The 18581-nt window shown below is 44.2% G+C and carries 14 protein-coding genes; 4 read left to right on the forward strand and 10 right to left on the reverse strand.

Translation table 11 applies throughout. The annotated features are described in order from the left end of the window. Positions 1–3 precede the first annotated feature (3 nt). Positions 4–1326: an SO_0444 family Cu/Zn efflux transporter gene (locus ACESMA_RS01800; RefSeq protein WP_372947042.1), complete on the reverse strand. Its 1323-nt coding sequence runs from the start codon at positions 1324–1326 to the stop codon at positions 4–6. Between the two features lie 256 nt (positions 1327–1582). Further along, positions 1583–2986: an NfeD family protein gene (locus tag ACESMA_RS01805; RefSeq protein WP_372947043.1), complete on the reverse strand. Its 1404-nt coding sequence runs from the start codon at positions 2984–2986 to the stop codon at positions 1583–1585. 375 nt (positions 2987–3361) lie between these two features. Between ACESMA_RS01805 and purB the strand changes: the two genes are divergently transcribed. The 3 genes from purB to ACESMA_RS01820 all read left to right on the forward strand — a co-directional run bounded on the left by purB (position 3362) and on the right by ACESMA_RS01820 (position 6815). Next, the gene (gene purB / locus ACESMA_RS01810) at positions 3362–4708 is read left to right on the forward strand and encodes an adenylosuccinate lyase (RefSeq protein WP_372947044.1); all 1347 of its coding nucleotides are present in this window, start codon (positions 3362–3364) and stop codon (positions 4706–4708) included. A 62-nt stretch (positions 4709–4770) separates the two neighbouring features. After that, on the forward strand, positions 4771–4998 hold the full coding sequence (locus ACESMA_RS01815) for a hypothetical protein (RefSeq protein WP_372947045.1): 228 nt from the start codon (positions 4771–4773) through the stop codon (positions 4996–4998). Further along, positions 4995–6815: an ABC transporter ATP-binding protein gene (locus ACESMA_RS01820; protein WP_372947046.1), complete on the forward strand. Its 1821-nt coding sequence runs from the start codon at positions 4995–4997 to the stop codon at positions 6813–6815. Before ACESMA_RS01815 ends, ACESMA_RS01820 begins: the two co-directional genes overlap by 4 nt. 128 nt (positions 6816–6943) lie before the next feature. Here ACESMA_RS01820 and ACESMA_RS01825 read toward each other — a convergent pair whose 3' ends face one another. The 8 genes from ACESMA_RS01825 to ACESMA_RS01860 form a co-directional block, all read right to left on the reverse strand. Beyond that, positions 6944–8857 carry a pyruvate carboxylase subunit B gene (locus ACESMA_RS01825; RefSeq protein WP_372947047.1) on the reverse strand — a complete coding sequence of 638 codons (1914 nt, stop codon included), beginning with the start codon at positions 8855–8857 and terminating at the stop codon, positions 6944–6946. 40 nt (positions 8858–8897) lie between these two features. After that, positions 8898–9089 (reverse strand): hypothetical protein, encoded by a 192-nt coding sequence (locus tag ACESMA_RS01830; RefSeq protein WP_372947048.1) that lies wholly within the window; start codon positions 9087–9089, stop codon positions 8898–8900. Between the two features lie 11 nt (positions 9090–9100). Continuing rightward, positions 9101–10657 (reverse strand): acyl-CoA carboxylase subunit beta, encoded by a 1557-nt coding sequence (locus ACESMA_RS01835; protein ID WP_372947049.1) that lies wholly within the window; start codon positions 10655–10657, stop codon positions 9101–9103. Between the two features lie 442 nt (positions 10658–11099). Next, positions 11100–11951 carry a hypothetical protein gene (locus ACESMA_RS01840; RefSeq protein ID WP_372947050.1) on the reverse strand — a complete coding sequence of 284 codons (852 nt, stop codon included), beginning with the start codon at positions 11949–11951 and terminating at the stop codon, positions 11100–11102. 31 nt (positions 11952–11982) lie between these two features. Continuing rightward, complete coding sequence (locus tag ACESMA_RS01845) at positions 11983–13473, reverse strand: TolB family protein (protein ID WP_372947051.1); 1491 nt, start codon at positions 13471–13473, stop codon at positions 11983–11985. A gap of 197 nt (positions 13474–13670) precedes the next feature. Continuing rightward, entirely contained in the window at positions 13671–14669 is a 999-nt protein-coding gene (locus tag ACESMA_RS01850) for a GntR family transcriptional regulator (RefSeq protein WP_372947052.1), read from the reverse strand. Next, a complete protein-coding gene (locus ACESMA_RS01855) occupies positions 14669–15853 on the reverse strand; it encodes a DUF6786 family protein (protein ID WP_372947053.1) in 1185 nt (394 codons plus the stop codon). Before ACESMA_RS01855 ends, ACESMA_RS01850 begins: the two co-directional genes overlap by 1 nt. A gap of 197 nt (positions 15854–16050) precedes the next feature. Continuing rightward, entirely contained in the window at positions 16051–17832 is a 1782-nt protein-coding gene (locus tag ACESMA_RS01860; RefSeq protein ID WP_372947054.1) for an L-fucose isomerase, read from the reverse strand. Between the two features lie 280 nt (positions 17833–18112). Here ACESMA_RS01860 and ACESMA_RS01865 point away from each other — a divergent pair, with 280 nt between their 5' ends. Then, complete coding sequence (locus ACESMA_RS01865; RefSeq protein WP_372947055.1) at positions 18113–18580, forward strand: peroxiredoxin; 468 nt, start codon at positions 18113–18115, stop codon at positions 18578–18580. The last annotated feature ends 1 nt before the right edge of the window (position 18581 follow it).

The raw sequence follows: 18581 nt of genomic DNA on the forward strand, positions 1-18581 counted from the left end.
TGATTAGCCCTCGTACTTATATCCCAGTCCGTTGACCGTCTGCTTTACTTTTTCCAGGTCGAAGCCGGAGCCGGAAATCTTCACCGTTTCGCTGCGGTTGTCGGCAATCACTTCTGCAATTCCTTTTAATGCTTCCAGGTTTCGTTTCACATTGGCTTCGCAGTGCGAGCAGGTCATTCCTGTAACTTTTACTGTAATACCTTCTGTTTTATTCATTTTCTTTCTTTTTTTATGAATGGAATAAAAATAACCGCCGACCATGGAAACAACTAAAACGATTGCCGAAACCCACTGAAGCCAGACCGGCAACATTTGCTGCTCATGGCCGTCGCCATGCAGATGGGGGATTTGGCTCAAAAACCAGTCTGCCGGAATAAACGCGTTGATAAGCACTCCAAAAAACAGCGCCCCGCCAATAATGGTTGCCATATAGGCCATCAACGACTTTCGTCCCATGGTTTTGCCCAGAACAGCCATAGTAGCTACGTTGGTAGCAGGCCCGGCCATAAGAAAAACCAGCGCAGCGCCCGGCGAAATGCCCTTCATGAGCAAAACAGCCGCAATGGGAATGGAGCCCGTGGCGCACATATACAGCGGCACGGAAGCAGCAAGCACCACCAGAAGTTCCAAAAACCCGAGACCGCTGAAGGAACTAAAAAAATCTTCGGGCAACGCCACTGAAATGAGCGCAGCCAGCAAAAACCCAATAACCAGCCATTTGGCGATATCCTGCAGCAATTCAATAAAAGCATAATCGGCGGCCCTGACCAGTGAATGTCGGTTGTCTTTCTTTTCTGGCTCGTGGCAACCACAGGAATCATCGCTGCAGGTCTCCTTGCGATTATTGATGGCACCGGTATCTATTTTCAGGTTCGAAAACGGCGATTGATCCTGAATTGTTACTTGTTTGTCTTTTACAAAAATATTGGTAATAACACCTCCGGCCACCCCGGTAACAAAAGCCACAAACGGACGTAGCAACGCAAACGGCCAGCCCAGCATGGAGTATGTAGCCAAAATAGAATCCACCCCGGTTTGCGGCGTTGAAATGAGAAAAGAATTGGTGGACCCTTTTGAAGCGCCATTCTGGTAAAATGAAATGCCGGTGGGAATTACCCCGCACGAACAAAGCGGTAAAGGAATGCCAATGAGGGAAGCATTTACCGACGACCGAAAATTTGATTTCCCCAGCAACCTGTTGATGTGTTTTTGCGGGAAATAGACTTTTAACAATCCGGCAAAAATAAGGCCCAGCATCAGCCACGGCGCCATTTCAAGCAACAGGTACCAAAGTTCGTCAACATATATTTCAATGTAATTCAGCATAAGCATTTTCCCCTCACACAAAGAAACAATTATTATCCTGCGATGTTTGGGCTGGAAGCTGCCAATTTTAGAAACCGGGGCAAATATAGTGGATGAACCAAAATTCTATCCTCAGCATGGAGAAAGTTATTATGCCCTGTTTTATAAAGACTTGATAGGGATTAAATATGAAATTGGCAGGGATTTGCAGTACAGGGCTTTTTGAATTGCTAACGAAAAGATAAAAGGCAAACCGGCACCCTGAAATCCAACCCGTTTAACTTTCAGGCCGGTCAACATACAATTGGGCAGTGCCAACTTTAACTACCACGATTTCTTCGCCGCGGTCAATAAATCCGCTTTCGGTCATGGCATCGTACACTTCACCGTCGATTAAGACTTTTCCTCCGGGACGCAAAACCGTTTGTGCTGTTCCGGTTTTACCTTTTAATGCAATAAACGATGCATCTACGTTCAAATACCCGTCGCTTACATTTTGAACCGTGTTTAGTGCAAAATTTTTAAACGGCCCGGAATGGGAGGTAAACACTTTTTTGCCCAGGTAAAGTGAAAGAATAAATCCTCCGAAAATACCTGCAACAACTGTCATTATCGCTACGCCAAGCCTTTGCGTATCAACCGGTTCAAAATCGAAAACCACGTTTTCAATCAAACTTAACACCAGCGCTACAAAAACCAGCAAAACGCCCGAAATTCCGGCAATTCCAAAACCGGGCAACACAAAAATTTCCACCGCAATTAAAATCAGTCCGACCAGAAAAAGAATAATTTCCCAGTTTTCGGCCAGACCTTCGAGGTAGAGCGGGGCAAAATAAAGCACAGCCGCCAGAATGGCTACACCCAACGGAAAACCAACTCCAGGCGTTTGCATTTCGAAATAAATTCCGCCTATTATAGCCATAATTAGAAGTCCTGAAAAAACCGGATGTACCAGAAACCCGATTATGCGTTCAATAAAAGAAGGTTCGTATTCCACAATCCGGTATTCTTCAATTCCAAGCTTTTGCATTACTGCCGGCACATTTTCGGCAACGCCTTCGCAAAAACCATATTCAATGGCCTCGGCAGGAGTAAATGTCAAAACCTTCCCGGTATCGATAATTCCTTCGATAAAAACCGAAGGGTCAACCATCGCCTCAGCTATTTTCGGGTCGCGTCGCCACTGTTCAATGGTATCGCTGCCCATAATAACAGTTCTTTTTCCTTTGGCCTCGGCAGTTGCACGCATGGTAGAGCGCATGTAACTCTGGTATTTGTCGGGCATAGCCTGGCCGGTTTGATTAACCACTGTGGCGGCACCAATACTTCCTCCGGGTCGCATATAAATGCTGTCGCAGGCAATGGAAATAAGCGCACCTGCTGAAGCGGCATTATTGTCAACAAAAACATAAACAGGAATGGAGCTCTGCAAAATTCTGGTTCGGATGGAATCGGCATCCAGAACAGTTCCTCCGTATGTATTCATGTGAATCAGGAAAATATCGGCCCCCAGCGAATCGGCAGCTTCAAATGCCTGCTGTGTTTGCCGCCAGGTGGCGCGGGTAATTTCCTGTTTGATGTTAAACTTATAAACCAACTTTTCACTGCTTTTTTCGTCTTCTGCAAACAAAAAAACCGGCAATAAAACCAGTATTAAAAATAGATTCCGGAATGTATTCATTGTTTATATTATTCATTTTTAAAAACTATTGACCTGCCTGTCAGGTTCAACAGCGAAGTTATAAATAAATCCGGCACATTGGATAAAAAATATACACACAGGTCAAGGAATAACAACTGACAATAAACAAATCGCAAACCTGGCTGCCGGATGTGCAGGTAGTTTCCAATTACCAATTCATTAAATTCCAATTTGTTTCATCTTATTGTTTTTTTGTGCTTTAAAATTTGGAATTTATGCCCCAGGCATCCATTCGGGGTTTGTATTTTGATGATCGATCTTTAAATATTTTGGCCTAGAATACAACAACAAAATTGTTAAGACACAGATCCGCCTAAATTACTACCTTTGTCGTGTTTTTTTAAGATTGAAAAAATGAATCTGAACAGCTTGACAGCCATTTCGCCGGTTGACGGCAGGTACCAAAACAAAGTGGAAAACCTTTGGAAATATTTCAGCGAATATGCCCTGATTAAATACCGGGTGTTTGTGGAGATTGAATATTTTGTGGCATTGTGCGAATTGCCTCTGCCACAACTAAGTGAAATTACGAAGAACCAACTGCAGCAACTGGGGGAAATTCATCGGCAATTTTCGGTTGAACATGCGGTGCGTGTTAAAGAGATTGAAAGCATAACCAACCACGATGTAAAAGCGGTTGAGTACTTCATCAAAGAAGAATTTGACAAAATTGGTTTGGGAAAATACAAGGAGTTCATTCACTTTGGACTCACTTCGCAGGATGCCAACAACACCGCCATGCCGCTGTCCATTCATGCAGCTTTAAATGAAGAATATTACCCGCTCATTCAGGAACTGACGAACAAGCTGGAAGAGCTGGCTGAACAATGGAAAGACATTCCCATGCTGGCCAAAACCCACGGACAGCCGGCCTCACCCACCAAACTGGGAAAAGAAATCCGGGTGTTTATTGAACGCATTCAGGTACAACTGGAACAATTGAAAGCCATACCATGCCATGCCAAATTTGGCGGCGCCACCGGCAACTTCAATGCGCACTTTGTTGCTTACCCCGAAACAGACTGGCAGCAGTTTGCCAACAGGTTCTGCAAAGAAAAACTGGGACTGGAACGGTCGCAATACACCACGCAAATTGCCCACTACGACAATTACGGCGCCATATTCGATGCCATAAAACGTATCAACAACATTGTGCTCGACCTCAACCGCGACATGTGGAGCTACATTTCAATGAACTACTTCAAACAAAAAATTAAAAAGGGTGAAGTGGGTTCTTCCACCATGCCGCACAAGGTCAATCCCATCGACTTTGAAAACTCCGAAGGGAACATTGGAATTGCCAACGCCGGGTTTGAGCAGCTTTCATCCAAACTGCCCGTTTCGCGTTTGCAGCGCGACCTCACCGATAGTACAGCCACCCGATTCATCGGGGTTCCGTTCGGGCATACAATGATTGCACTGAAATCAACGTTAAAAGGACTGGGCAAGTTGCTGCTGAACCAACCAGCCATTGAAAAAGATTTGGACGACAATTGGGCGGTGGTGGCCGAAGCCATTCAAACCATTTTGCGGCGGGAGTTTTTCCCCAACCCTTATGAGGCGCTGAAAGATTTAACCCGCAAAAATGAAGTGATTGACAAACAGGCCATACATCATTTTATTGATAGTCTTAATATTCCTGAAAACATTAAACAGGATTTGAAGCAAATAACACCAGAAAATTACACTGGCGTGTTTTAGTTGGATGTTTTATAATGACACATGAATGCAGGAAAAACCATATCTTTGAAAAAAAATAAAACATGGATGTTTCGGTAAAAATAAATGAAATTGTAAGACAGGTTTCTTCACTGGATTATAATTCAAAAATCCAGGTGGCGGAAAAAATTCTTTCCTTGCTAAAAAAACATAAAAAGGCTGATAGTTCATCTGTAAACCTCACACAACTCAAGGGTCTGGGTGCCGAAATGTGGAATCAAATTGATGTTGATTCGTATCTGCAAAACGAGCAGTCCTCAAGTAAAATATGAAAGACTTTTTAAATCTTCTTCGACGGTTTATTCCACCCTACAAATGGAAACTTGTATGGAATATTGTGTTCAACTTTTTAAGCGCTGTGTTTGGTGCATTTTCCTTTTTGCTCCTTATTCCGTCGCTGAAAATATTGTTTGGTACGCAGGAACTGATGTTGAACAAACCCGAAGTGGGTCTCAGCGTTTCCTCCTTTACAGAATACTCCAATTACCTCATCAGTAGGGTAATTGAACAATCAAGTCACGAAAAAGCACTCATTTTTATCGGTATTTTTATTGTCATCACCGTTTTTCTGAAAGTTGGTTTTTATTACCTGGCCAATTACATGATTGTGGTTATCCGAAACGGTGTGGTACGCGACATCCGCTCCAAAATCTACCGAAAAATTTTAAAACTGCAACTGGGCTTTTTCTCCGATGAACGCAAGGGCGACATTATGGCGCGCATGACGGGTGATGTTACCGAAGTGGAAAATTCCATTATGAACTCGCTTGAAATGATGATTAAAAACCCGATTCTCATCCTCGTTTCGGTGGGGGTAATGGTTTACATGAGCTGGAGTCTGACACTGTTTGTTTTTGTGATGTTCCCCATAGCCGGGTATATTATTGGCCGGATTGGAAAAAGCCTGAAAAAGGAGAGCCGAAAGGGTCAGAATAAAATGGGCGATATATTGTCGGTTATCGAAGAAGACCTCTCGGGACTTCGGATAATTAAAGCTTTTAATGCTGAAAAAAAGGCCACTGAGCGATTTGAAAAAGAAAATGAGAGCTATTTCCAAATTATGAACCAGTTGATGTGGAGGCGGTTCCTCGCCCATCCCATGAGCGAATTTCTTGGAACTACCGTTATCATCATAGTTCTTTGGTATGGCGGCCAGTTGATTCTGAACCAGAAAAGTTCGCTGGATGCAGCAGCATTTATTGGTTATCTGGTTTTTTTCTATAATATCATCAATCCGGCAAAAGCTTTTTCAACAGCTCTTTACAGTGTGGAAAAAGGCCTGGCCTCGATGGAACGTATCGACAAAATTCTGAATACGCAGGAAAGTATAAAAGAAAAACCAGGCGCCCTTAAAATAAATGACTTCCAAAATAAAATCACATACGATAATGTTTCTTTCGCCTACAATTCAACACCGGTTTTAGAAAATATTTCGCTTGAAATTGAAAAAGGAAAAACCGTGGCGTTTGTAGGACGCTCGGGAAGCGGAAAAACCACACTTGTTGATTTATTGCCACGCTTTTACGAGGTTACCGGGGGAAATATAACCATTGACGGAACCGATTTACGCGACCTGAAACTGAAAGACCTGCGCAACCTGATTGGTTATGTGAACCAGGAACCCATTCTTTTTAACGATTCATTTTTTAACAACATTGCCTTCGGGATGGACAATGTTACTGAAGAGCAGGTTGCAAATGCCGCTAAAATTGCCAATGCGCACGAATTTATTATGGCTACTGAAAACGGTTATCAAACTACCATTGGCGACCGCGGCGACAAACTTTCGGGAGGTCAGAAACAACGGCTGTCCATTGCACGGGCTGTTATGAAAAACCCGCCCATCCTTATTCTCGACGAAGCTACCTCATCGCTCGACACCGAATCGGAGCGGCTGGTGCAGGACGCCCTGATAAATCTGATGAAAAACCGGACTTCCCTGGTGATTGCCCACCGGCTTTCAACCATTAAAAATGCCGACATGATTTATGTGCTGCATAAAGGCAGAATTGCAGAAAAGGGCACCCACGATGAACTGCTGGCTACAGAAGGGCGCTACCGGAAACTGCATAAAATGCAAATGTTTTAGAAAAAAGAAACGGATTGCCTCATGGCTTTTGCTATGCGATAAATCCGTTTCCGGTGTTGTAAACTTTAAAATTAATCTATGTAACTGCGCTTTTTTTCTTTTTCGAAATTTAAAAGTGAGAATTGAAATTAAACTGCAGTTTCAATGTGCATCAGTACATCGCCTTTTGATACGGAATCACTTGCTTCAAATTTGATTTCCTTCACCACGCCGTCAACTGTTGAATCCAGGTTGTTCATCATTTTCATGGCTTCGATAACCACCACAGTTTCGCCGGCTTTTACTTTTTCGCCCACCGATTTTTTATACTCCACAATCATTCCCGGTAGCGGTGCGGTAATGCTACCGGTTTTTTCCACCTCTTTATTTGCAGTTTTGTTTTTCCGTCCACGGATTTGCATCACCGGTGGCGCCGTCGCATTCGGGTCGTTGATTTCTACTGAAAAAGTTTCTCCATCCACGATAACTTCCAACGCACGCCCGTTCCCCGACGCTTTTTTTGCAGTTAATTCTCCTGCCAGGGCTTTTCGAACAATTTCAGCTTCCTTTTTCACCTGCTCCATGGTCTTGGGTTTTACCTCTTCCGGGATTTCCTCCAACCCATACTTCCATTTCAGGAACCGTTTTCCAGTAACCGGATACAAGGCACAAAGCACTTCATCGTCAATGTCTTTTGCCAAATCCTTGAACGTACTTTTCACCCCGTCCATTTCCGGTTCGAGAATTGAGCCTGGTCGAACGGTAACCGGTTCTTCCCCGCGCGGATAATCCTTCAGCGCTTTTTTCATCACTTCCGGATTGATGGGCTCGGTGGTTTTACCATACAAACCGTAACAGAGGTCTTTTACCTCTTTGGTAATTTTGGCATATTCCCCTTCGTAAGAATCGAAAAGTACATTGTTAACCGTTTGAACGCCCACAATTTGCGATGTTGGTGTTACCAGAGGAATATTGCCCAAATCTTTGCGCACTTTCGGCAATAACCGGAAAACATCTTCCAGCTTATCCAGCGCATCCATGGCTTTCAACTGGTTCACCAGGTTCGAAAGCATACCACCCGGCGTTTGATGCAGCAGTACGTTGATATCGGTGATGGAATATTTCGGGTTATTGTCCAGATGCCGGTATTTCGGAATGTGTTTTTCCATTTCATCGGCAATGGCGGTAATTTTGTTGATATCCATGCCTGTATCGCGGTTTGTTCCCAGCAATGACATGATTATCGGCTCAACGGCAGCATGCGACGTGCGGTAAGCATATGGTCCGATACAGGTGTCAACAATATCCACACCGGCCTCAACGGCTTTAAAAATCGCCAAATCACCCATGCCGGAAGTAAAGTGTGTGTGCAAATTCAGCGGGATGTCGGTAAAGTTTTTAATCTCGCGAATCATATTGTAGATGTCGTAAGGCGCAATCAGGCCTGCCATATCTTTAATACAGATGGAATCCACGCCAAAATCAATCAGCTCCCTCACCTTGTTGATGTAGTATTCCATGTTGTAAACTTCTCCGCCAAGGCGCGGCTGGTTCAGCGTGTAGCAAACCACTCCCTGAAAATGCTTTTTATTGTTCCGGATAACTTTAGCCGCCGTTTCAAAATTGCGGTAATCATTTAGCGCATCGAAACAGCGAAAAATATCCATACCGTTATCGATGGCGCGCTGAACAAAGGCTTCAACCACATCGTCGGCATAGTTGCGGTAACCCACCACATTCTGTCCGCGAAGCAGCATGGAAAACGGGGTTTTGGGCATGTGCTTTTTCAAGACGCGAAGACGCTCCCAGGGGTCTTCGCCCAGAAAGCGGTGCATGGTATCAAAAGTGGCCCCTCCCCAGGTTTCCACAGCATTGAATCCTGCATTGTCAATCATTTCAGCCACTGTAAGCAAATCTTCGGTGCGGCCGCGCGTGGCAAACAGCGACTGGTGGCCGTCGCGCAAACTTACATCGTTAATTTTTACCGGGTTTTCGGCTTTCGGACGGTCGGCTTCAAAACGAAGCGGTGCCATCTCCAATACGCCGTGTTTATCATATTTCATCGTTTCCGTTTTTAAATGGTGTTCAATTGTATTCAAAAAATTAAGCACTCCGCAACAGGCGGCCCCTGCGTTGAATCACATACCGGTTACTCATGGCAATTTCTTTACCGGTTTGTGCCCATGCTCCCGAACGGTTTTGTTCGCCTGATGCAGTTGCGCTTGCTTTTTCCTGTTCTATGTAATAGGCGACAGCTATCATCGCTGCTTTTCTCTTTTTTTCGTATGCGTTCATAACTTTATATTTTATAATGGAATATTTCCGTGTTTTTTAGCCGGAAGTGTTTCGGTTTTCGTACTCATGGCCTCCAGCGCATCAATTAACCGCATACGCGTTTCCGATGGAATTATCACCTCATCGATGTATCCGCGCTGGGCTGCCAGGTATGGAATGTTAAATGCTTCCTCGTATTCATTGATTTTTTCCTGTGTTTTGGCTGCCTTATCTTCGGCCTCGCTGATTTCCCTGCGGTATGTGGAAATAACTTCAACGGCACCTTTGGCGCCCATAACTGCAATTTCGGCTGTTGGCCAGGCAAATACCATATCTGCTCCCAAAGGTTTGGAGCACATGGCCAGGTAAGCCCCGCCGTAATCTTTCCGGGTAATAACCGTAAATTTGGGAACGGTGGCTTCGGCATAACTCCAGAGCAGTTTTGCCCCGTGGCGGATGATTCCGCCCAGTTCCTGCTGAATGCCAGGCAAATAACCCGGCACATCCACAAACGTGACGAGCGGAATGTTAAAGGCATCGCAGGTCCGCACAAAACGGCTGATTTTATCCGATGCATCAATGTCAAGGCATCCGGCCTGAACCAGCGGCTGGTTGGCAATAATTCCCACCGAGCGGTTGTTTAAACGACCAAAACCCACGATGCAGTTTTCGGCATAATGTTCGTGCACTTCGTAAAAATGGCCCTGGTCTAGTACCGACTCAATCACCTTTTTCATGTCGTAAGGTGTCTTGGCATCGTCGGGAATGATGGTATCCAGTTCATTGCACATGCGCGTGGAGTTGTCGCCCATGGGTACAACCGGTGCATCTTCCAGGTTGTTGTTCGGAAGGTAACCCAGCAGTTCAATAATCGATTCGATGGTTTCCTCATCGCTTTCGCAGGCGAAATGGGCATTTCCGCTTTTGGCGTTGTGTGCCATGGCCCCGCCCAGTGCCTCAAAAGTGGTTTCTTCGCCGGTAACCGTTTTAATTACATACGGACTGGTAATAAACATGTGGCTTTGTTTTTTCACCATATAAACAAAGTCCGTCATGGCAGGAGAATACACTGCTCCACCGGCGCAGGGACCCATAATGGCCGAAATTTGCGGAATAACACCCGACGCCCTGGAATTGCGCATAAAAATTTCGCCGTATCCTTTCAGGGCATCCACCCCTTCTTCCACGCGCGCGCCGCCCGAATCGTTTAGTCCCACAACCGGAGAACCGGCTTTTACGGCAAGGTCCATAATCTTACAAATTTTTGCAGCGTGCATTTCGCCCAGTGACCCTCCCCGTGAAGTAAAATCCTGTGAGAAAGCAAATACCGTGCGTCCGTTCACTTTTCCGTGGCCAACAATCACACCGTCGGCAGGAACATTTTCTTTTGCCATTCCAAAATTCACCGAACGGTGATTCACAAACATGTCAATCTCACGGAATGTGCCATCGTCGAACAACAAATCGATACGCTCCCGTGCCGTTAACTTGCCTTTCGCTTTCTGTTTGGCCACTCTGGCTTCGCCGCCCATAGCCAAAACTTCCTCTCTTTTCTGCTTTAATTGTTCAATTTTTTCTGCTACTTTCATGTCCGTTTCCTTAAATCATCCTGTTTTTCAAACTGTTTTCTGTTTCTGATCCGAAAAATTCTTTCTGTAGAAATCTTCCGTTGTTCAATCATCATTATTCAATTGTCTTAATAAAGAAATATTTCTTTATTTTAGATTGTAATAATATGCATCGTTTTTGTTTCAATTTGTAATTTTTACCTTATATCCTTTTAACAGCTTAACTTTCATTGTCATTATCCTATCTAAATCCGGTTGTTGATTTCTTCTATAAATAAAGAAAAAAATCTTTAAACAATGAAATGCGGGTAATTGTCCTGCACCTAAAACAAAGGATTTTAAGTTAAAATTTGACCTTTTCAGATGATTCGGTCGAAAAATTTACTGTCTGTTAAGGAGTTGCGATTTATTATTTAATTGTTAATTTCAGAAAGACATGATTGCAGTTTGAAATCTGCATGAGTTACTCCGGATGTAAATAATTCTTAAGTGCTTTTATCCTGAATATGCCGGTCAGTAAATTATATAACGCAAATAACTCCAGTGAAAACGGAAGGTAGCCCAGGTATCCTGCAATTGGCATTTCAAAAAGTTTGGGCTCATTGAGGTACGGCAGATTGTAGGTCCATTTGGGCCATGAATAATAGTTCCACAGTTCCCAGAAAAACCCACATGCCAGCACGCCAATCCAAAGGTTCCAAACCGGTCGCCAGTTGCCTTTTTCGGTGTGCTGAAGCAGGTTCGTAAAACCCAACCGGTAATTAACAGGTTCTATAATAAAATAAACCGATACCCAGACCAGTGGGAAAAAGATTCGCGGCCATACCAGGAACAAAAAGAGCATGGTCCACCCTGAAATAAAAAACACCAATGGCAGGTTGCGTCCGGTTTTCCAAACAGGTTTGTCTAAAATTCGAAGCCGGAAAGTGGCCACCAATTCGGCTGTTACAAAAACCGCAGGCAAAACGGTACTAAAATTCAACGATGCATATAACGCATACGCAATATCACTAAAATATTCCCGGCCTGTGTAAAGCCAGTTTTGCAACACGGTGTTAAAAAGTTCGAACAACCACCAAAACGGAACTGAAAACACAAACAGAAGAATAAATCCTGCTTTACTCCTGCTCACCAGCGAAGTTCCTTTTCGCATAAAAACAAGGCCGTCAACGGCGAGGATGTAACCCAGCCACAGCGGAAAAAATGCCAGGTGTGTTCTTAAACCTTCCAAATACCAGTTCAGAAACCAGAAAACGGCAACCAGTAAAAATCCCAGCCATCCGTGAAGCGGATATTTTCTTTGCCAGTTCATCATAACAGGGTAAGTGATTACTGCCTGATTTCCCTCAATACGTATAGCTCATAAATGCCACTTTTTTGGAGTCGGGACTCCAGGAAGGTACGTTAATGGTTCCCTGGCCGCCGTAAAGAAATGCAACAGCTTTAATATCACCACCGTTTGCAGGCATCAACCGCAGCATTACGCGCTGATTATGCGGATGCGAACTTGCCGGCACTTCTGGTAAATAGGAAATCATAATCAGCCATTTGCCATCGGGCGACGGGTGGGCAAACCAGTTCTGAAACTCATCGCTGGTTACCTGCTCCTGCTCCGAGCCATCGGGTTTCATGCGCCATATTTCCATGCTGCCGCTGCGTACCGAGTTGAAATAAATGTATTTTCCGTCGGGTGAATACTCCGGACCATCGTCGAGTCCTTCGGCAGTTGTCAGGCGAATTTCTTCGCCACCTTCTGCCGGAATTTTATACACATCGTAATTGCCGTTCCGTTCGGCGCAGTAAACATGCCATTTATCGTCGGGCGACCAGCCATGCCAGTAGGACGGGCCTTTTTCGGTTACCCGCTTTGGTGTTCCGCCCTTCACCGGAACAGTATAAATAATAGAAACATTTCTTCCGTCAACTGCTGTGCCGCTACTGATTGCCAGCGCTTTTCCATCGAATGAAATGCCGTGGTCGTTGTTGTTGGCCGTGGCAAAACCGGTATCGATTAACTTTGGAACCCGTTTTTTCAGGTTGAAGTTATAAAGCAATCCGCCCGAGTTGTAAACCAGAAACTTCCCGTTACGCGACCAGTTGGGCGCTTCAATGTGCGTTTCGGTTTCGTAAATCACCTCGCGGTTGCCGGTTTCAATGTTCAGAATTTCCAGACGACTGGGCGATGGAGTCTGGTAACCATCAACGCTCTCGGTGGCGGGTTTTTCCAACCTCACATTCCAAAACTGTGCTTTTTCAACCACAGCCTCGTTGTGGGAGCTGATGAACATTCCGGCCAAAACTGCAGAAGGCATTTCCAATTTCACCCGGCCCACTTCCACTAAAGGTTCTCCTTCTTTTGAAAGCCGGAAAATGTATTCGTTTCCTTTCCGTTCCACCTGCACAAATTCCGGTGCTTTTAATTCGGAAGCGATTTCCTTTGTTTCTCCCCCGGCTTTTTCACGGTATTGCAGCGAAGTGAGCCCGTCGCCATGTACGGCGCCATCCATATAAATGGCATTTTCATCCTCTGCACTGCGAATCATCAGTCCCATTTTACGGTGTGCATCCACACCTACACCCAAAAATTTCAGGTTAGCTGAAAGAATAAAATCACCTTCCACTTCCTGCGAAACGAAGTAAAACTCATCGCGTTCGAACCAGATGTTGTAACCAGCTCCCTGCAAGGTAAATTGTTGATTTTTCTTATCAAACTTAAAATCACCTTTTAGTTTGGGATTTCCGATGTCAGTTCCCGAAAATTGCTGAAACATTTGCTGTGCCTGCATGGAATTTAAAATGAATATAGTGAAAGCAAAAAATAAGATCAGATTTTTCATATTAAAGATTTTAATTGTCAGTTTAAATTACCTGATAAACAGGAATGGTTTTTCAAAGGTAGCAAAGTAAAAAAAAATCAGTCCTTCCATTTCAAAGAAAATTCATTTCGTGTACTTCAAATCTCAATTAACATCATGTTTTAATATTTCGGTTCGATACACCTTCCTGATTTTTTCTACGTCTGGAATTTTATGAGTTACAGAGACTGCCTGATTTTCAGGGAAGTGGACAAAACCTCAGTTACCTTCTGTTTGTCTTTTACAAACCTGGCGGCTAACCTGCCCATCTGTTCAAAATCGGTGGAAATGACAGAGATTCCTCCACCGGCAATCTGTTTCATAGGCGTATCGTTGTATGATAGCACTCCAAAATCTTTTCCCAGCAGGAATCCTTTTGACCGGCAATATTTGATTACTTCCACCAAATCAGAATCGCGAATGGTAAACCAGCATTGTTCTTTTTTTACTTCAACGCCGTGGGTGTTTTTCAGCAGCCGAAAGCTGATATTGTGATTTTCGCAAAAACGACGAACAGCAGTTACGGTTTCAGCCGGATGAGGGGTTTCGGTTTCATCGTAAACCAAAATCATTTCCGAATATTTTTTCAGGTAAGTCAATCCTTCCTCCAGACAATTTTCCACTGCCTTGTTAAAATCCTGAATAACGTAACTTATGTTTTCAGATGGAGGCATTCCCATATCGAGGATGAGCAGCTTACCGGGATCAATTTTTTTCAGAACTGGTTCCATGCTCCGGTGATCAATATTCATCACCACAGACATGCTGTACCTGCCTAAACTACTGTTTACAAGCTGATTGAAAACCTCGCGGTTGTAATGATGAAAAAGCAAATCGACTGAATAGGTATTGGGAAGGTTATTTCTGAACGCTTTGTACAATTGTTCTTTAAACGCGCTGAAATCGTCGAGAAGCATAAAAACTTTGAACGAGCCACCTGTTACATAATATCCTCTTGTAGGCGCCGATTCAACCAGGTTTCTTTCCTTAAGAATTTTGTAGGCTTTAAAAACCGTATCGCGGGAAAACCCCGATTCGGTGCTTAGCTCATTCACCGAAGGAAGTGTTTCGCCTTCTTTCAACTGGCCACTGCTTATGGCTTCGCTAATGGAATGTACCAGTTGCTGAATTTTGGTTTGACCGGCTTTTTCTGAAATCCGAAATGGTAAATCTGCCACTAAAACACGTTTTTAACTTCTTCAAGAGAAACGTTAAAAATTTCCCGGCATATAGAATCCAACTCATTCTCAGGCCCTTCGAAATGATATGTTGACTGGATGTGGGTTACAGAAGAATCCCGTGCAAGTTCCAGTGCCGGTGAAGAAGATTCCAGTTCGTAAAACGGCCCCAGTTGCCCGCCATTTTCCAGCGGACCGTCGTTATAGGCATTAAGGACATCGCCCCGGTAAGGATTTTTCTGATGTTCCCAGGCCGAATTCACATAATCAGTTGCCCCTTTGGGCAATTCGGTTTTTAAAAGGGTAAGCACTTGGTTTTCTGCATCGTAACTACCTATTACCGGCATGGCGCGTTGGGGCGGAATTCCAATTTTCCCGCGGTGCTTGCCATCGCCTTTAAAATAGATGATGCCGTCGGAAATCTTTAATCTGTCCTCCGGAATTTTTCCGAAATAATCGTCTTTTAAAATGTAATCTGACCTTACATTTGTTTTGTAAGGAATAATCATTGTTACTTCCGGCGATGGAGTGAACATACCCAGCATCCAAATGGAAATTAATCCGGTTTCCTTTTTCCAGTCTTCGCCGGTTTTGTTTTTAACAATATTGGTGGATTCGTACCCTACATATTTAACATTTTGCGGAAGCGTAATTCCCAACGTGTCTTCAATAACCGGCTTTCCGAGCAAATGAACCTTACGGGTTAATTCGAAACTAAATTTGAAGTTGCTGTAATTCTCCACTTCCATGTCTTTCAGGAAAACAGCCACCGAATCGGTAGCCAGAAAAACTTCAAACGGGATGGTGTCGATGCAGGCAGGAACCTGCCAGTTTTCAAAATCGAATGAACTACCAGGCTTAAAATACAATGAGAATTGCCCCCCCTCGGGCCCAAGCCAGAAACGTTCTTCTCCGCCCACCGGGTTGAACTGCGGCAAAACCTCGCCCGATTCAATCAATTCGTGGTTAATCCACCCATAACTTCTGCCTGCATACCCACCTGACGAACTGGTCATTACCCTACCCTGGTATTTCAGTGAAATAATCAACCTCGAATCGCCGTTTTCCAGCTCTACGGTATTGGGAAAATCACGCAATAAATTCACATCGTAACCATAGGTTCCCTTTTCATATTTATCCAAAGGTTCTTTTTTTTCAGGTTCAATCTCAATCACTTTCTGCATCTCTGTTTCGTTTTGTCTGTTTTTTCTGTTTGAACACCCCAAAACAACCGCAAAAAGGGTAAAAATGATGACCGTCCTCATCGTATTCTGTTAAATGTTAATACTATAATGTTTCGGGCCGAAAATACAGGTAAAATCCGTAATAAAAAAGTCATACCTACTTTTAACCGGCAGGTATGACTTTATTTAATGAAAATTTATTTGTAGAGTGGTCCAAAATTTTGGCAGGCGCGGTAATCCGACCCTTCCTTGTCTTCACCAAAAGCGTTCCATGCACTGGGTCTGAAAATTTTATCTTCATCCACGTTGTGCATGCAAACAGGAATGCGCAAAATAGAAGCCAGAGTAATTAAATCGGCGCCAATGTGCCCGTAACTGATGGCTCCGTGATTGGCCCCCCAATTTGCCATTACCGAATACACATCCTTAAACGCTCCTTTTCCTGTAAGCCGCGGTACAAACCATGTGGTTGGCCAGGTAGGATCGGTGCGGTTGTCCAAAACTTGGTGAACAGCGTCCTCAATATCGGCAGTGTAACCTTCGGCAATTTGCATAACCGGACCCTGCCCTTTTACCAGGTTTATGCGCGACATGGTAACCGGCATTTGTCCGGCGGTTTTAAACTGACTGGAATAGCCTCCGCCCCGGAAGTAACCCTTATTGCCCGGACAAAAACGAGTATTTTCCAGGCAGCGCTTAACATCTTCTTCATTCACATCCCAATAGGGTTTCATTACTGAATTTCCATCGGCGTCGAGTTGCTGACCAGTGGCATCCAGCGTTGTGGCACCCGAATTAATCAAGTGAATAATGCCGTCTTTAGCAATGCCGGTCAGTTCTTTCTCGGTTACACGCTTAACGGCTTCGGGGCTCCAGTAAGTGCGCACATCAGAAAAAATCTGCGCGGTATTGGTTAGCAGGTGACCAAACAGCATGGGTACCGCGTTTAAACTATCGTTTTCGGTAGCAAATACAAACGCTTCGCGGATTCCATTCCAGTCGAAAGATGTATTTAAAAACACTTCCGAAAAATCTCCGTTGGGATAATAATCAGTCCACTGGCGCTGCCCCTGGAAACCACCTGCAATGGCATTTCTGCCCAACGCTTCTTCACCAAATCCGGCTTCCTTCAGTTTTGGGTTGCCTATCATCAGGTCGCGAAAAATCAGGGTCATTTTCACCACAATTTCCCATTCCCAGTCTTTACGTGCGCGGTCGCTTTGATTTTCCAAGGCATTGCGATCTTCACCTTCCAAACAATTTTCGCGAGTCCATTTCAGCGCTTTTTCGTATTCTTCCTTATCATAAATCTCCTCATCAATTCGCCGCTTCACTTCTGTCATATCCACAAATTCGGTGCGCATGCCCAAATAATCCTGAAAAAAGTCGGGATTTACCATGGAACCGGCAATACCCATTGAAGTGTAACCCAGTGAAAGATAGGATTTACCTTTCATTTGTGCCGCCGCCAGTGCAGCTTTCACAAAGCGTAATATTTTTTCCTGAACGTCTTCAGGGATGGATTCATCACCGGCATCCTGCACATCGCGGCCATAAATGCCAAAAGCAGGCAATCCTTTTTGTGTGTATCCCGCTAACGCAGCAGCCAGGTAAACTGCTCCGGGACGTTCGGTGCCGTTGAATCCCCAAACCGCTTTCGGAATCAAAGGATTGGAATCCATCACTTCAGTTCCGTAACACCAGCAGGGAGTTACCGTTAACGAAACCCCAACTCCTTCGCGTTCAAACTGGTCGGCACACATGGCCGCTTCGGCCACTCCGCCAATGGTGGTGTCCGAAATTACGCATTCCACTTCTTCCCCGCCCGGAAAACGTAAATTTTCTTCAATGAGCCGGGCTGCGGCTTTGGCCATATTCATGGTTTGCACTTCGAGTGACTCGCGCACGCCACGTTCCCGTCCGTCAATCACCGGACGAATTCCCACTTTGGGCAGTCTTCCTATTAATCTGTTTGCCATCTTTAAATTATTTTTTGAATAAATGATTTCACTTAAATAGTTATCTGTAATCTGTAATCATCAACTTCCCGCTTCCCAGCCTGCCTGCCGGTAGACGTCTTCCGTCTTCTGACTTCCGACTTCTCCCATAGGGATGCCTTCGGCACAACTTCCAACTTCTTCCCATTTTACTGTGCTGAACTGTGCTGCAATTTAGAAATAAATTTGAAACCCGGAAAATGTTCCAAAACATTTTTTTAAAACTCCTGTTGTTTAAATACAAAAGGAAATAATTAAACAAATGAATAAAATAAAAGAAGGAGATATTATTCCGGATTTCAAATTAAAGAACCAGTTTGGAGAACAAGTAATTATTTCAGATTTTATTGGGAAAAAGAGCCTGGTTTTGTTCTTCTACCCTAAAGACGATACACCGGGTTGTACGAGGGAAGCCTGCTCTTTTCGCGATCATTATGAAACTTTTTTAGATGCCGGGGCTGAAGTCATCGGAATCAGCGGGCAATCGGTTGAAAGTCATAAAAATTTCGCAGAAAAACACAACCTGAAATACCACCTTCTCAGCGACAAAGGCAACAAAGTACGAAAACTGTTTGGTGTGCCCGCCAACCTTTTTGGTCTGCTACACGGCAGGGTAACCTACGTGGCGGATAAATCGGGGAAGATAATTTACATTTTCAACTCGCAAATGCAGGTGGAAAAACATGTAGAAGAGGCATTAAAAGCGCTGAATGAATCAACAGAACTTTAAT

This window comes from Mariniphaga sp., assembly GCF_041687215.1.
GTDB lineage: Bacteria > Bacteroidota > Bacteroidia > Bacteroidales > Prolixibacteraceae > Mariniphaga.

Bases quoted from the DNA above. Each gene is read 5' to 3' on its own strand.
- ACESMA_RS01815 (WP_372947045.1), top strand. From the start codon at position 4,771: ATGGATGTTTCGGTAAAAATAAATGAAATTGTAAGACAGGTTTCTTCA.
- ACESMA_RS01805 (WP_372947043.1), bottom strand. From the start codon at position 2,986: ATGAATACATTCCGGAATCTATTTTTAATACTGGTTTTATTGCCGGTT.
- purB (WP_372947044.1), top strand. From the start codon at position 3,362: ATGAATCTGAACAGCTTGACAGCCATTTCGCCGGTTGACGGCAGGTAC.
- ACESMA_RS01830 (WP_372947048.1), bottom strand. From the start codon at position 9,089: ATGAACGCATACGAAAAAAAGAGAAAAGCAGCGATGATAGCTGTCGCC.
- ACESMA_RS01840 (WP_372947050.1), bottom strand. From the start codon at position 11,951: ATGATGAACTGGCAAAGAAAATATCCGCTTCACGGATGGCTGGGATTT.
- ACESMA_RS01865 (WP_372947055.1), top strand. From the start codon at position 18,113: ATGAATAAAATAAAAGAAGGAGATATTATTCCGGATTTCAAATTAAAG.
- ACESMA_RS01835 (WP_372947049.1), bottom strand. From the start codon at position 10,657: ATGAAAGTAGCAGAAAAAATTGAACAATTAAAGCAGAAAAGAGAGGAA.
- ACESMA_RS01825 (WP_372947047.1), bottom strand. From the start codon at position 8,857: ATGAAATATGATAAACACGGCGTATTGGAGATGGCACCGCTTCGTTTT.
- ACESMA_RS01845 (WP_372947051.1), bottom strand. From the start codon at position 13,473: ATGAAAAATCTGATCTTATTTTTTGCTTTCACTATATTCATTTTAAAT.
- ACESMA_RS01820 (WP_372947046.1), top strand. From the start codon at position 4,995: ATGAAAGACTTTTTAAATCTTCTTCGACGGTTTATTCCACCCTACAAA.
- ACESMA_RS01855 (WP_372947053.1), bottom strand. From the start codon at position 15,853: ATGCAGAAAGTGATTGAGATTGAACCTGAAAAAAAAGAACCTTTGGAT.
- ACESMA_RS01860 (WP_372947054.1), bottom strand. From the start codon at position 17,832: ATGGCAAACAGATTAATAGGAAGACTGCCCAAAGTGGGAATTCGTCCG.
- ACESMA_RS01800 (WP_372947042.1), bottom strand. From the start codon at position 1,326: ATGCTGAATTACATTGAAATATATGTTGACGAACTTTGGTACCTGTTG.